This is a genomic window from Mesorhizobium sp. ES1-1 (assembly GCF_020164785.1).
Classification (GTDB): domain Bacteria; phylum Pseudomonadota; class Alphaproteobacteria; order Rhizobiales; family Rhizobiaceae; genus Mesorhizobium.
Map to the genome: position 1 here is coordinate 162,526 of NZ_JAIUGX010000009.1, position 13,185 is coordinate 175,710.

The 13,185-nt window shown below is 63.4% G+C and carries 15 protein-coding genes and 1 pseudogene; 7 read left to right on the forward strand and 9 right to left on the reverse strand.

From position 1 onward, the window contains the following. Positions 1-14: 14 nt before the first annotated feature. The 5 genes and pseudogenes from LB513_RS17080 to LB513_RS17100 all read right to left on the reverse strand — a co-directional run bounded on the left by LB513_RS17080 (position 15) and on the right by LB513_RS17100 (position 3,416). On the reverse strand, positions 15-491 hold the full coding sequence (locus LB513_RS17080; RefSeq protein ID WP_224664676.1) for a DUF992 domain-containing protein: 477 nt from the start codon (positions 489-491) through the stop codon (positions 15-17). A gap of 235 nt (positions 492-726) precedes the next feature. After that, complete coding sequence (locus tag LB513_RS17085; protein WP_224664677.1) at positions 727-1,569, reverse strand: tetratricopeptide repeat protein; 843 nt, start codon at positions 1,567-1,569, stop codon at positions 727-729. A 136-nt stretch (positions 1,570-1,705) separates the two neighbouring features. After that, on the reverse strand, positions 1,706-1,984 hold the full coding sequence (gene rpsU, locus LB513_RS17090; RefSeq protein ID WP_023671138.1) for a 30S ribosomal protein S21: 279 nt from the start codon (positions 1,982-1,984) through the stop codon (positions 1,706-1,708). A 170-nt stretch (positions 1,985-2,154) separates the two neighbouring features. Then, on the reverse strand, positions 2,155-2,541 hold the full coding sequence (locus LB513_RS17095; protein WP_224664678.1) for an SET domain-containing protein: 387 nt from the start codon (positions 2,539-2,541) through the stop codon (positions 2,155-2,157). Positions 2,542-2,658: 117 nt separating this feature from the next. Then, positions 2,659-3,416 (reverse strand): annotated as a pseudogene (locus LB513_RS17100) (SDR family oxidoreductase). 301 nt (positions 3,417-3,717) lie between these two features. Here LB513_RS17100 and LB513_RS17105 point away from each other — a divergent pair. From LB513_RS17105 to LB513_RS17130, 6 genes are read left to right on the forward strand one after another with little or no spacing between them, the layout of a single operon-like run. Then, positions 3,718-4,971 (forward strand): sarcosine oxidase subunit beta, encoded by a 1,254-nt coding sequence (locus tag LB513_RS17105; protein ID WP_224664679.1) that lies wholly within the window; start codon positions 3,718-3,720, stop codon positions 4,969-4,971. A 2-nt stretch (positions 4,972-4,973) separates the two neighbouring features. After that, the gene (locus LB513_RS17110; RefSeq protein WP_224664769.1) at positions 4,974-5,399 is read left to right on the forward strand and encodes a hypothetical protein; all 426 of its coding nucleotides are present in this window, start codon (positions 4,974-4,976) and stop codon (positions 5,397-5,399) included. A 12-nt stretch (positions 5,400-5,411) separates the two neighbouring features. Then, positions 5,412-5,723 carry a sarcosine oxidase subunit delta gene (locus tag LB513_RS17115; RefSeq protein WP_224664680.1) on the forward strand — a complete coding sequence of 104 codons (312 nt, stop codon included), beginning with the start codon at positions 5,412-5,414 and terminating at the stop codon, positions 5,721-5,723. Continuing rightward, the gene (locus LB513_RS17120; protein ID WP_224664681.1) at positions 5,720-8,728 is read left to right on the forward strand and encodes a sarcosine oxidase subunit alpha; all 3,009 of its coding nucleotides are present in this window, start codon (positions 5,720-5,722) and stop codon (positions 8,726-8,728) included. Before LB513_RS17115 ends, LB513_RS17120 begins: the two co-directional genes overlap by 4 nt. Continuing rightward, positions 8,721-9,305, forward strand: a complete 585-nt coding sequence (locus LB513_RS17125; RefSeq protein WP_224664682.1) for a sarcosine oxidase subunit gamma — start codon at positions 8,721-8,723, stop codon at positions 9,303-9,305. The genes LB513_RS17120 and LB513_RS17125 overlap by 8 nt, the downstream gene beginning before the upstream one ends. A 59-nt stretch (positions 9,306-9,364) precedes the next feature. Next, positions 9,365-9,604 (forward strand): hypothetical protein, encoded by a 240-nt coding sequence (locus LB513_RS17130; RefSeq protein ID WP_224664770.1) that lies wholly within the window; start codon positions 9,365-9,367, stop codon positions 9,602-9,604. A gap of 31 nt (positions 9,605-9,635) precedes the next feature. On the opposite strand, the gene LB513_RS17135 is transcribed toward LB513_RS17130, so the two are convergent. Both LB513_RS17135 and LB513_RS17140 read right to left on the reverse strand, forming a co-directional pair. Next, positions 9,636-9,881, reverse strand: coding sequence for a DUF680 domain-containing protein (locus LB513_RS17135; RefSeq protein WP_224664683.1), 246 nt, complete (start codon positions 9,879-9,881; stop codon positions 9,636-9,638). 180 nt (positions 9,882-10,061) lie between these two features. Beyond that, positions 10,062-10,745 (reverse strand): TetR/AcrR family transcriptional regulator, encoded by a 684-nt coding sequence (locus LB513_RS17140; protein ID WP_224664684.1) that lies wholly within the window; start codon positions 10,743-10,745, stop codon positions 10,062-10,064. 174 nt (positions 10,746-10,919) lie between these two features. On the opposite strand from LB513_RS17140, the gene LB513_RS17145 reads away from it, so the two are divergent. After that, positions 10,920-11,621, forward strand: a complete 702-nt coding sequence (locus LB513_RS17145; protein WP_224664685.1) for a hypothetical protein — start codon at positions 10,920-10,922, stop codon at positions 11,619-11,621. 4 nt (positions 11,622-11,625) lie between these two features. Here LB513_RS17145 and LB513_RS17150 read toward each other — a convergent pair whose 3' ends face one another. After that, positions 11,626-12,660: a phosphotransferase family protein gene (locus LB513_RS17150; protein ID WP_224664686.1), complete on the reverse strand. Its 1,035-nt coding sequence runs from the start codon at positions 12,658-12,660 to the stop codon at positions 11,626-11,628. Next, on the reverse strand, positions 12,657-13,154 hold the full coding sequence (locus LB513_RS17155; protein ID WP_263482148.1) for a MaoC family dehydratase: 498 nt from the start codon (positions 13,152-13,154) through the stop codon (positions 12,657-12,659). Before LB513_RS17155 ends, LB513_RS17150 begins: the two co-directional genes overlap by 4 nt. Positions 13,155-13,185 lie beyond the last annotated feature (31 nt).

Below are 13,185 nucleotides of genomic sequence, written 5' to 3' on the forward strand. Positions count from 1 at the left end.
CTGGCTCCGTGCATTCACTTGAAGGAATGGATCAGCTCGAGCGAGGTCACGGCGACGGCGAGATTGACGCCGGTCTGCGCCTGGACGCTGAGCGGCTCGAGCATGAACGCGCTGTTGAGGCCACCGACCAGGAGATTGGCGCCGCCACCGGTCACGACGCTCGCCTCGGCGTTGACGCCGTAATAGCTGCCTGCAAGGTCGCCTCCGTCATGATCGCGGGTCGCCGCCAGCACGGCCCAGACCAGCTGACCCTGGTGTGTCTGACCGACATCGAGGCCGATCTTGGAGATGACGCCCGTATAGGTCTCCGACGGGCCGTGGTGATAGGGACGGAAGGTGCAGGACACGCCCTTGTTGGAGGCGACGATGTAGGCGGTGCCGCCATCGATGGTGCAGTCGAGCGTACCGAGCTGCAGCTTGCCGGCGCTGGCCGGGGCGACGGCGAACGCCGTGGTGACCAGGGCGGCTGCACAGACGAGTTTCTTGATCATGGGACAGTCCTTTTCACGAATAATTCGACAACAGCCTGAGAGGCAGACCGTTTCAAACGGCTTTGATGGCCAGACCGTTCCGTTGAAAACTTGGCGTGAACAAGGCGGCAGAAGACCTATTGCCGCCGGGGTTAACGCGTGGTTGCCTCGGCGGGTCCTTTTGGACACACCGAGGCTCGCGCTACAATTCGACGGATTTGCGACCTCGCACGGCCGCGATCTTTTTGGGCCGGCCTCAGCTGACGCGGGCGAGGCCATCCTTGGCCGGCTGGTAGGTCGGGTCGAGGTGAACGGCTTCGCGGTAGGATTTCGACGCCCTGACCTTATCGCCGCGACGCTCGTAGATCAGCGCCTGGTTGGCCCAGGCCTCGGCGTTCTTGCCGTCGAGCTTGATGGCCATGTTGAAGTCGGAGAAAGCGTTATCCTCGTCGCCAGTCGCCAGATAGGAAAGGCCACGGCCATTGTAGGGCTCGGCGGCATCCGGAGCCAGCGAGATGGCGGTCGAAAAGTCCTCGATGGCGAATTTGTGCTGCCCCTGGCTCTGATAGATCAGGCCGCGATTGTGGTAGGCGCGCGCGTCGGTGGTGTCGAGCTGGATGGCCTTCTGGAAGTCGTTGAAGGCATCCTGGGTGCGGCCCGCCTTGCGGTAGAGGTTGCCGCGGCCGATATAGGCGGCGTCATAATTGCCGTTGATCTGGATCGAGCGGTTGTAATCCGCGAGAGCGGCTTCCTGGTTGCCGAGGAAACGCTGGATGAGAGCCCGGTTCGAATAGGCCTGATAGAAATTCGGATTGATCTGGATGGCCTGGTTGAAGTCCTTCAGCGCCGCCTGATACTGGCCGCCACGTCCATAGGCGGAGCCGCGGACATTATAGCCCTCGGGATCCTGCGGATTGCGCTGGATGACCGCCGAGAGCGAGGAAATATTCTCGCTCGATCCCTGTGCCTTATCGACATTGTTGAACTCGCCGGGCGGTCCGTTTGTCTGGCAGCCGGCAAGCACGAGCCCGGAAAGCAGGGCCGCCGCCAAGGCGAAGCCGCGACATGCGGTTTTGCGCTCCACCGAAATTACGTTCATGTCTGCCGTCCTCACTGCCGCCGCGCGTTCAGTCCGGTTCCCCCCTCCGGGCCGGGTTGCAACCAAAACAAAAAGGTGGCGGCGATTTCGCATCGCGCCACCTTCGGTATCCTTCGAAAAGGACGAAAAATTGGCGTTAGAACCGCGGCGGACGCGGAGCACCACCAGGACCGCCTGCGGCGCCAGCGGCAACCGGGCGCGGGGTCATCGGCAGCAGGCCTTCGCGCTGTGCGCGCTTGCGGGCCAGCTTGCGGGCGCGGCGAACGGCCTCGGCCTTTTCACGGGCGCGCTTCTCGGAAGGCTTCTCGTAGTGGCCGCGCATCTTCATTTCGCGGAAAATGCCTTCGCGCTGCATCTTCTTCTTGAGAGCGCGAAGCGCCTGATCAACATTGTTGTCGCGGACGAGTACCTGCACGGGCAATCCTGTCTTTCGGGTTTGATATCAACAGGCAAGCGGCCATAGCCACTAGCCAACGCGGCGATCTACACCACGAATTGTGGCGGCTGATAGCAGAATCATCCCACGCTGTCCACAGCGGAAATGAAACTCGGACAGCCAAAACACGGCTGTTTTGCCGGGCAGGATTACGCCGTGGCCAGATGCAGCCTCTCGAAATCCTCGAAGAACTCGCCGTAGTCGCAGGTGATCTCCTCGCCTGCCGCGATGTCGCGCGTGGCGGTCGCGCCGCCATATTGCGAAAAATCCGTATTCGGATTCGGGGAATGGTTCATGAAACGCCCATTGTCGACTTCATAGACCATGAAGCCCGGCCGGTCCGGGCTAGGATAGGCATAGCGGTCGAGCAATTCCCTGAGCGGCGGGGCCGCGGCTTCATATTTGTCCATCGGTATCAACCGGTCGAAGTCCGGATCGAGCCGCCAGATGGAGGCCCCCTTGCTGACCGGCTCGGCCGCGAACATGCCGACGCCTTCGATCGCGCTCTGTGCGACATAGGTTCGGATCAGCATCATGGTTTAGGACCTGTCATTCGACGACCGCTTATGGCTACGGAATCGCCAAAATGCGGGGAAAAAGCAAGAGCCATGGGGCTGCGGCAAAGCTGCAAGCCGGCGGCCGCCGCGAAAACCTCATGTACGATTGATCGAGACGCCTCCATCGGCAAACAGTGCGGTTCCCGTGGTGAAGCTGGAGGCGTCGGAGTTTAGGTAAAGCGCCGATCGGGCAATCTCGTCTGGCCGAGCCATGCGCTTCAGGGCATGGATACTCTCGACGAAGGCGCGAGCCTCGGGCGTCGTCGTCGTGGCGCCCGGCGTGTTGGTGCCGCCGGGCAGCAATGCATTGACGCGTAACCCACTCGGTCCATACTCGGCGGCCAGAACCTGCGTCAGCCCGATCAGACCGGACTTGGCGGCGGCGTAGGCGGCCATTCCCGGCATGCCGGCGGTGTAGCCAACAAAGCTCGACGTGAAGATCAGCGAGCCGCCGCCGCGCTGCAGTAGGCGGGTATCTGGTACTTCGCGCCGAGGAAGGCGCCGGTCAGGTTGATGTCGATCGTCTCGTGCCAAGTGGCCGGGAGCATGTCCGGCAGCGGGCCCAAAACGCCGACGGCGCCGGCATTGTTGAAGGCGATGTCCAGGCCGCCGAAGCTTTCGACCGCCAGAGCGACCAGCGCCTTCGCATAGGCTTCGTCCCTGACGTCACCGGCAAGTGCGACAGCGGTGCCTTCCGCGTCGAATATCTCGGCGACCAGCGCGTCGAGCTCTGCCTGGCGCCGGCCGGAGACGACAATCTTGGCACTTTGCTCGGCGAAGAGTTTTGCGGTGGCGCGGCCGATGCCGGAACTGGCGCCGGTAACGATGGCGATCTTGTTGGCGAGTGCGAGCATATCCTGCATCCTTGTTCGCGCCGGCTGTGCCGGCAATCGGCATGCTGATCGCAGCCTGGGGCGGCACGAGCCACCCGATACGTGCGAAGCCTTCAGCCGCGCCTTCGCCTTGTGCGGCGAGCGCATCAGAAGGGGTGCACGGCGAAGCTCAAACAGCGGCCTTTTTGTCGCGGCGCAAAACGGCAAGCGCCGTCGCAAACAGCGCAAGGGTGGAACCGCCGTTTCGCTAGTGATACACCTCGCGCGCCGGGCCGAAGGCCGATGGCTGTTGGCGAGAGCTTTTTGGCGAGAGGCTGAGACGTTGAAGAAATATTCGGTATTCGCCATCGCCCGGGAGGCAATCCGCAGCCACAAGGGCTGGGAGGAACAATGGTCCTCGCCGGAGCCCAAAAAGGAATATGACGTCATCATCGTCGGCGCGGGCGGCCATGGACTGGCCACCGCCTATTACCTGGCCAATGTGCACGGCATCACCAATGTGGCGGTGCTGGAAAAGGGCTGGCTCGGTGGCGGCAACACCGGGCGCAACACCACCATCATCCGTTCCAACTATCTCTATGACGAGAGCGCCGGGATCTACGACCATGCGCTGAAGCTGTGGGACGGGCTCAGCCAGGAACTGAACTACAACGTCATGTATTCGCCGCGCGGCGTCATGATGCTGGCGCATAATGTGCACGACATCCAGGTGCTGAAGCGCCATGTCCATGCCAACCGGCTGAACGGCATCGACAATGAATGGCTGACGCCGGAGCAGGCCAAGGCGTTCTGCCCGCCGCTCAACACGTCAAAGGACGCGCGCTATCCGGTGGTCGGCGCGGCGTTGCAGCGGCGTGGCGGGACGGCGCGCCATGACGCGGTCGCCTGGGGCTATGCGCGCGGCGCCTCGGCGCGCGGCGTCCACATCATCCAGAACTGCGAGGTGACCGGGGTCAAGCGGGCGCCGAACGGCGCGGTGATGGGCGTCGACACGACGCGCGGCTTCATCGGCGCCAAGAAGGTCGGCGTCGTCGCCGCCGGCCATTCCTCCGTCATCATGAACATGGCGGGCGTGCGCATGCCGCTGGAGAGCTATCCGCTGCAGGCGCTGGTGTCGGAGCCGGTCAAGCCGGTTGTGCCCTGCGTGGTGATGTCGAACACGGTCCACGCCTATATCTCTCAGTCCGACAAGGGCGAACTGGTGATCGGCGCCGGCACCGACCAGTATGTCTCCTATTCGCAGACCGGCGGGCTGCACATATTGCAGCACACGCTGGACGCCATCTGCGAGATGTTCCCGATCTTCACGCGCATGAAGATGTTGCGCTCCTGGGGCGGCATCGTCGACGTGACGCCCGACCGTTCGCCGATCCTGGCCAAGACGCCGGTCCCCGGCCTCTATGTCAATTGCGGCTGGGGCACCGGCGGTTTCAAGGCGACGCCGGGATCCGGCCATGTGTTCGCCCACACCATTGCCCGGGACGACCCGCATCCGATCAACGCGCCTTTCACGATCGAGCGCTTCCGCACCGGACGGCTCATCGACGAGGCGGCGGCGGCGGCGGTGGCGCACTGATGATGATGGCCGAGATGGCAGTCGCAGTGCCGCTCGTGCTGGCGGCGGGGGAGCAGGGCATGTTCCATTTGCCCTCGCCGGAAGAGGTCCGGGTGCAGCCGATCGCGCGCGCCGGCAATGAGGTCGCGTGGCCGTTTTCTGTCGATGAGGGAACGCTCTCCTGCGTGTGGAGCGCCGGCCAGAAGATCGTGATGTTCTTCGAAGGTCGGCCGAAAGAGCTCAAGCCGGACGACGCGTTCGAGCCGCGCGCCGTCTTCGTTACCACCGACCCGATGCAATTAACCCTCGGCAACATGGCCAACCGATCGCTGTTTCGCGATGCCGCGACGGTGGAGGAGCGCCTGCGGCTTGTCGCGCCGTTCGTGACCCTGGGCCAGAAGCTTTGCGACCAACCTGCCGGCGCCCGCGTCGGCCATGGCGAATTGTAGGGAAAGAACCAGATGCTTCTCATCCGCTGCCCCTATTGCGAGGAAGAACGTCCGGAACTCGAATTCCGCAACGCCGGCGAAGCGCATATTGCGCGCTCGGCCGATATTGCGGGCGACAGCGACGATGATTTCGAAAAGTTCTTTTTCATCCGCTCGAATCCCAAGGGCATCATTTATGAGCGCTGGCGGCATATCCATGGCTGCGCGCGGTTCTTCAACGCCGTGCGAGACACGATCACCGACAAGTTCGTCATGACGTACAAGGCCGGCGAGCCGAAGCCGTCGAAGCTTCCCAACAACTCCAACGATGTGGTTGCCAAATGAGCGGCGCGTTCCGTATTCCGAGCGCAGGACGGTTGAAGCAGGCGAAGACCGCGCGGTTCAGCTTCGACGGACAATCCTACACTGGCATCGAGGGCGATACTCTGGCGTCGGCGCTGCTCGCCAATGGCGTGCATCTGGTCGGCCGCTCGTTCAAGTACCATCGCCCGCGCGGCATCCTGTCGGCCGGCGCCGAAGAGCCGAACGCGCTGGTCGAGATCCGGCGCGACGCGGCGCGCAGGACGCCGAACGTGCGCGCAACCGTCCAGGAGCTTTACGACGGGCTTGAAGCGCAGTCGCAGAACCGTTGGCCGTCGCTGTCTTTCGACGTCGGCGCTGTCAATGACATCGCGTCGCCGATGCTTTCGGCCGGCTTCTACTACAAGACATTCATGTGGCCCAAGGCGGCGTGGAAGAGCCTTTACGAACCCCGCATTCGCCAAGCCGCCGGCCTGGGTGTTTCGCCTGACAAGCCCGATCCCGACCATTATTCGTCGCGTTACGCGCATTGCGACGTGCTGGTGCTGGGCGGTGGCGCGGCCGGCATTGCGGCGGCATTGGCGGCGGCCGACGCCGGCGTGCGGGTGATCCTGGCCGACGAGCAGGCCGAGTTCGGCGGCAGTCTTCGGTTCGAGGCCGCGGCCAAGATCGATGGGCAGGACGGTTTTTCCTGGGCGCAGGCGGCTGTCGCCCGGTTGAGCGCGATGGACAATGTCCGCGTGCTGTCGCGTACGACAGCGTTCGGCTATTACGCGCAGAATTTTGTCGGCCTCGTCGAGCGCGTCAGCGATCATTTGAAAAACCCCGGCCATGATCTGCCGCGTGAGCGGCTATGGCAGGTGCGCGCAAAGCGCGTCGTGCTGGCCTCTGGCGCCATCGAGCGGCATATGGTGTTCGCGGACAATGACCGGCCGGGCATCATGCTGGCGGGCGCGGCGCGCACCTTCCTCAACCACCATGGGGTGGCGGTCGGCAGGAATGTCGGCGTCTACACCGCCAATGATTCCGCCTACTCGGCGGCAATCGATCTCAAAAAGGCCGGTGTCAACGTGGCGGCGATCGTCGATCTTCGCGACAACCCGACCGGGCCGGTGATCGACGAGGCGAGGGCGCTCGGCATCGAGGTCAATTTCGGCCGCGCGGTCATCCGCGCCGGCGGAAAGCTCAGAGTGAACTCGATGACCGTTCAGCCGAAGAATGGCGGCGGCGAACGCACCGTTCCGGTCGACGCGATCCTGATGTCGGCTGGTTGGACGCCTTCCGTGCATCTGTTCTCGCAGTCGCGCGGCAAGGTCGCCTTCAATGACGAGACCAAGCGCTTCGTGCCGGGCATCTACGCGCAGGACTGCGTCTCCGTCGGCGCCTGCAACGGTACGGACGGCCTGTCGGCGAGCATGGATGAAGCCTACGCCGCCGGCGCCAAGGCGGCGAGGGATGCCAGTGCCGGAGATCTTGGCGCGAAGGCCGGCAAGGGCACCAAGCCGAAGGTCGACGCCTCCGAAAGCTGGTCGCGCGGCATGCTGGGCGCGGCGCCCGGCGCCGGGCCGGGCACGACGGTGAAGGCGTTCGTCGACTTCCAGAACGATGTCACCGCCAAGGACATTCGCCAGGCCGTGCATGAGGGCATGCGCTCGATCGAGCACGTCAAGCGATTCACCACCAACGGCATGGCGACAGACCAGGGCAAGACCTCCAACATGCACGGACTGGCGATCGCGGCTGAGACGCTGGGCAAGCCGATCCCGGCGGTCGGGCTGACGACGTTTCGCGCGCCCTATACGCCGGTGACCTTCGGCGCGATCATCAGCCACGCGCGCGGGCCGCTGTTCGACCCGACGCGCAAGACCGCGATCCATCCCTGGGCCGAGGCGCAGGGGGCTGTGTTCGAGGATGTCGGCCAGTGGAAGCGCGCTTGGTATTTCCCCCAGGCTGGCGAAGACATGCATGCCGCCGTCGGCCGCGAATGCGTCGCGGTGCGCACCAATGCCGGCCTGTTCGACGCCTCAACCCTGGGCAAGATCGAAGTGGTCGGGCCGGACGCAGCCAAATTCATGGAACTGCTCTACACCAATCCGTGGGAGAAGCTGGAGCCCGGCCGCTGCCGCTACGGCATCATGCTGCGCGAGGACGGCTTCATCTATGATGACGGCGTCGTCGGCCGGCTGGCGCCGGACCGTTTCCATGTGACGACGACGACGGGCGGCGCGCCGCGTGTCATGAACCACATGGAAGATTACCTCCAGACCGAATTCCCGCATCTCAATGTCTGGCTGACCTCGATCACGGAACAATGGGCCGTCATCGCGGTGCAGGGACCGAAGTCGCGCGACATCATCGCGCCGCTGGTCGAAGACATCGACGTTTCCGACGAGGCGATGCCGCATATGTCGGTGCGCGAGGGCAGGATCTGCGGCGTGCCGACCCGGCTGTTTCGCATGTCGTTCACCGGCGAGCGCGGCTTCGAGGTCAATGTGCCTGCGGATTACGGCCAGGCAGTCTGGGAGGCCCTGTGGGCCGAGGGCCAGAAGCATGGGGCCACCGCCTACGGCACCGAGGCGATGCACGTGTTGCGCGCCGAAAAGGGCTACATCATCGTTGGCCAGGACACGGACGGCACGTTGACGCCGAACGATGCCGGCCTCGACTGGGCGGTCGGCAAGAAAAAGACCGACTTCGTCGGCATCCGCGGGCTGACGCGGCCGGACCTTATCGCCAAGGGCCGCAAGCAATTGATCGGCCTTAAGACCAAGGATCCGAAGGTCGTGCTGGAAGAAGGCGCGCAGATCGTCGAGGATCCCAAACAGGCGATCCCGATGAAGATGATCGGTCATGTCACCTCGAGCTACTGGTCGCAGAATTGCGGCCGCTCGATCGCGCTGGCGGCGGTCGCCGGTGGCCGCGACAGAATGGGCGACACGCTCTACGTGCCGATGCCTGACGGGGTGATCGAAGTGGAGGTTACAGGCATGGTGTTCTTCGACGAGACGGGAGGGCGCCTCAATGGCTAAGGCCGTCGCAAGCAAGGCCGATACGGCGGTGTTGCCGTCGGTCGAACGTCGCCCGGCGCTGGCCGGACGCGCCGCCTCCGGGCCCAGCGTCAAGGTCGAAATGCTGCCGCCCGCACAACGCATCTCGCTGCGCGCCCCCGAGACTGCGATCGCCGCGCTTTCCGATGCGCTGGGCGTAGCCTTGCCCAACAAGCCCAAGACGTCGGCCGCAATGTCAGGGCGAACGGCGCTATGGCTCGGCCCCGAGGAATGGCTGGTCATCGACGAGGCCGGCAATGATCCGCTCGCCGATTGCGCCAAAGTCCCACTCCTCCATTCCGCCGTAGGCATATCGCACCGCAATGTGGCGATTGCCGTGACTGGCGCCGGCGCCGCCGCGACCATCAATGCAGGCTGCCCGCAGGATCTGTCGCTCGATGCGTTCCCCGTTGGGGCGGCTTCGCGCACCATCCTGGGCAAGGCGGAGATCGTGCTGTTGCGCAACGGGCCCGACGACTTCCGGGTCGAGTGCTGGCGTTCCTTCTCGGACTATGTCTTTACTTTCCTGTCCGAGGGAGCGCGCGACGCGGCGGTCTGACTTAGGAACGTTTTGCCGGCCAATTCCGTTCTGCGTCCTCATGCCGAGGGAGAATGCCGATGCCGTCGAAATCCGAGCTCAACCCGCCGCCAGAATTTCCGACGAAAACCGCGGCTGTCCGCTCGCTCGAACAAGAGCGCGACAGCAAGTTGACCGCGGAAGAAGAACTCGACGAGGGTCTCGAAGACACGTTCCCGGCCAGCGATCCCATATCGATCACCGGGTCGGCAATCCCCGGCGGACCCGCAAAACCCGGCAGAGCCAAATCCGTGACCGGACGAAAAAACCGTAATCCCTGATTGCCGCGGCTGTCCTACCTGACAGCTGGCGTCAGAACGTGCTTGGAAGAATCCAGGGATCGATGCTGATGCCGAGCCGTGGCTCCTTGCTTTCAGCCGGCCTTTGCACAGCGCGTTCCTTCTTCAACGATCCTGTCGGGGCGCAATCAAGCTCCACATGGGTCTTGGCGTCAACGCAGATCGGTGTGTGCTCCTTTACGGGATGAGTGGAATTGGCGGCAAAGGCTGAACTCGAAAGGGCCAGCACGGCGGCGAGGGTGAGGAGAGTGTATTTCATTTCCGACTCCGGCTTAAGCGGCTCAAACTTTCGTACATGTACGATACAGCGTGTAAATACGCCTGCTTGAAGCGGGATTCAAGGTCCTAATCGTACGTGTACGAAAATTGATATGCCTTCGAGCAATCGCTCCGAACGCCAGGCGCCTAGCGCAATCTCAGGAGATTTGAAGGATGTGGCTCAGCAGCGGACCGGGCTGTCGGTCAATGGCGGCACATTTTGCGTGCTCAAGGCGGCGAGGGTGGCATCGCACATCCTCTTCACGAAGGCCTGGGGATCGCCAAACGGATAGAAGGGAAATGTAATCAGCAGCGAAATCGTGCCATGGCCGACCGCCCAGAGCATGGTGGCTATGGCGCGGGGATCGCCTTGCAGCTTGCCGGCCGCGACACAGGCCTCGACCCGCCCTATAAGCGCCTTCATGGCCGGATTGGCTTCATGCATCTCTTCGAAACTGCGGCCCTCCGGCGGTCTGGTCTTCTCGGTCATGAAGACGGTCCGGTATTCGTTGGGGTTGCCGAGGCCGAAGGCGGCATACTCGGTCATGACCGCTTGCAATGCCGCGATGGGATCGTCGGAGGGATGCGCCTCGATCTTCTTGGCCAGCGTCTCGAACGCATCCTCCGCCAGCGCGAACAGGATGTCCTGCTTGTCGGCAAAGTAGGAGTAGACCGACATCGGCGCGTAACCGACCCGCTTTGCCAGTTTGCGGATGGTCAGGCCCTCATAGCCTTCTTCTTGGACAAGCTTGTGCGCCGCATTGACAAGTTCGGCGCGCAGTTCGGCCTTTGGCTTTTCGCGGCGTGTATGGGCCCTCGGCGGCAATCTGGTGGCCTTTGTCTGGATCGGGATTCGCTGACTCATATACGCTGTACGAAACGAGCAAGGAATGTCAAAGGTTCCAGGCGGCGGCCGATCGGCCCCGTACTTTCCTGGCTTCACATGTCGGTAATCCTGCGTTCGGTCAGCCAACATCGAGCTGTTACAAACAGACCTTATTGGGCGGCTCTTGCAAAAATCCGGAGTGAGGAGGCCGGCATGGCCATCAGCGAGGTTGCGCCGCGCGGGGCGGGTGCGCATCCACTTTCTCATAGCGCCCGACAGGCGCTCAAGAGAGTGGCCATGGTGGCATGGCTCGCCATTGCACTCGGCTTCGCCATGGAAGCCCTTATTTTGACGGTCAGGGTGGCTGCGAATTCCCAGCCGGCTTCCACGCAAGTCGTCATCGAATTGGTGCAAGGCGTGACGTGGTCATTCTTCGTCTGCGCCGGTGTTGGTCTGGGGACAGCCATAGGCAAGGTGCGAACCTCGCTCGGAGGCTTGATCGGTGCGATTTCCGCGCCCTTGGCGATGGGAATCGCAAAAGGCACGCAGAAAGTCATGGTCAGCGCGCTTGATCTGTCCGTGAAGCCGACAATCGTTCCGCTCACCACGCTTGGCGTGTTGCGGGCGCTCGAATACGGCCTGCTCGGCTGGATGCTGGCCCGGCTGGCCTCGAGGGAGAAAGCTCACCTTCTGCACTTCATCCTGGCGGGAGCTTTGATTGGTGCTGTGTTTGGCGGCGGCGTCACCGCGTTGACCATACAGGCTGCGTTCGCGCAGGACGTCGCCCTTGCACTGCCGCAGGCCATTGCGACCGGCCTCAATGAGATTGTGTTCCCGATAGGCTGCGCGCTGGTCGTCTACATCACCCTGCAGGTCAGCCGGAACATGAAGTTCATCGCCGGCGACACCCACTAGTTCTTTACGGATTGCTGTCGATGAGTTCCGCCGCGAGACGCGACAGCAGCTTCACCGCCGCGCCATAAGTTCTGGCCTTCTCAGGATTGGAGGCGTTGCCGTCCAGGGCACGCTTGTAGACGCCCTGGCAGATCGCGGCCAAACGGAAGAAGGAGAAGGCGAGGAAGAAGGTCCAGTCGCCGACGCCGGTGAGTCCGCGCCGCCGGCAATAGGCGGCGACATAGGCCTCCTCCGAGGGCAGACCGACGGCAGGACGGTCGATGCCGCCCAAGCCGCAAAAACCGGAGGCATGCGGCAGGCGCCATTGCATGCATTGGTAAGCCAAATCGGCCAAGGGGTGGCCCAACGTCGAAAGCTCCCAGTCGAGCACCGCGGCGACCCTTGGCCGGTCCGTCGCAAAGATCAGATTGTCCAGCCGGTAGTCGCCATGGACCAGCGAGACGCGGCCGTCCTCGACTGGCAAGTGTGTCTCCAGCCACGATACCAGCCGGTCCATGTCGGCGACGGTGCCGGTTTCCGACGCATGATACTGGCTGGTCCAACGCGCCAACTGTCTCTGGAAATAGCTGCCCGGCCGGCCGAAGTCGGCGAGCCCGACTGCCGCGACGTCGACTTCGTGCAAGGCAGTGAGAGTTTCGTTCATGGCATCGTAGATGGCGGCGCGTTCATCGGTGTCGCGCGCTTCCGGCAAGGCCGGATCCCAGAAGATCCGCCCGTCGACGAAATTCATGACGTAGAACATGCGGCCGATGGGCGAGTCCTCGGCCGAGAGATGCAGCATCGCGGGCACGGGCACGGCGGTGCCGGCGAGCGCGCTCATCACCTTGAACTCACGGTCGACCTGATGCGCCGATTTCAGCAATTGCCCCGCCGGCTTGGCACGCAGCACGTAGCGGCCGCTTGCCGCGGTCAGCAGGTAGGTTGGATTCGACTGGCCGGTCTTGAATTTCTCGATCTCGGCGAGCCCGCGAAAGCCGGGTATGTTCGCCTCCAGATAAGGCGCAAGCGCCGACTGGTCGAGAACGTTCGGGTCGCTCATGCAGTCTCGGGGGTGGTCTCGGGCTGGCGTTCGACCAGGGTCAGGGTCAGCCAGCGAGCGGTCAGCGCCGGCTTCTTGGAGCCCTCGATCTCGATCGTCACGTCATGCGCGGTCTGGACCCAGCCGGACGGCCTGATCTTGACGTCGGCCAGCACGAAACGGGTGCGTATACGTGCGCCTGTCTTCACCGGCGCCAGGAAGCGCAGCGAGTCGAAGCCGTGGTTGACGCCCATCTTGCCGTTTTCCAGCGGCGGCATGGTCTCGAACGTCATGGCCGACAACAGTGACAGCGACAGGAAACCATGGGCGATGGTGCCGCCGAACGGCGTCTCCAGCCTTGCCCGCTCCGGGTCGCAATGGATAAACTGATGGTCGTCGGTGGCGTCGGCGAACTGGTCGATCATGCGTTGCGTCACAACGCGCCAAGGGGACACGCCGACCTCCTTGCCGACGCTTGCCAGAAGCACATCGAGACTGATTGGTTCCACGCCCATGTCCTCCATTTCACTCCCGGTTCGACAGCCG

Bases quoted from the DNA above. Each gene is read 5' to 3' on its own strand.
- LB513_RS17080 (WP_224664676.1), bottom strand. From the start codon at position 491: ATGATCAAGAAACTCGTCTGTGCAGCCGCCCTGGTCACCACGGCGTTC.
- LB513_RS17085 (WP_224664677.1), bottom strand. From the start codon at position 1,569: ATGAACGTAATTTCGGTGGAGCGCAAAACCGCATGTCGCGGCTTCGCC.
- LB513_RS17095 (WP_224664678.1), bottom strand. From the start codon at position 2,541: ATGATGCTGATCCGAACCTATGTCGCACAGAGCGCGATCGAAGGCGTC.
- LB513_RS17110 (WP_224664769.1), top strand. From the start codon at position 4,974: ATGATGGCCGAGATGGCAGTCGCAGTGCCGCTCGTGCTGGCGGCGGGG.
- LB513_RS17115 (WP_224664680.1), top strand. From the start codon at position 5,412: ATGCTTCTCATCCGCTGCCCCTATTGCGAGGAAGAACGTCCGGAACTC.
- LB513_RS17120 (WP_224664681.1), top strand. From the start codon at position 5,720: ATGAGCGGCGCGTTCCGTATTCCGAGCGCAGGACGGTTGAAGCAGGCG.
- LB513_RS17125 (WP_224664682.1), top strand. From the start codon at position 8,721: ATGGCTAAGGCCGTCGCAAGCAAGGCCGATACGGCGGTGTTGCCGTCG.
- LB513_RS17130 (WP_224664770.1), top strand. From the start codon at position 9,365: ATGCCGTCGAAATCCGAGCTCAACCCGCCGCCAGAATTTCCGACGAAA.
- LB513_RS17135 (WP_224664683.1), bottom strand. From the start codon at position 9,881: ATGAAATACACTCTCCTCACCCTCGCCGCCGTGCTGGCCCTTTCGAGT.
- LB513_RS17140 (WP_224664684.1), bottom strand. From the start codon at position 10,745: ATGAGTCAGCGAATCCCGATCCAGACAAAGGCCACCAGATTGCCGCCG.
- LB513_RS17145 (WP_224664685.1), top strand. From the start codon at position 10,920: ATGGCCATCAGCGAGGTTGCGCCGCGCGGGGCGGGTGCGCATCCACTT.
- LB513_RS17150 (WP_224664686.1), bottom strand. From the start codon at position 12,660: ATGAGCGACCCGAACGTTCTCGACCAGTCGGCGCTTGCGCCTTATCTG.
- LB513_RS17155 (WP_263482148.1), bottom strand. From the start codon at position 13,154: ATGGGCGTGGAACCAATCAGTCTCGATGTGCTTCTGGCAAGCGTCGGC.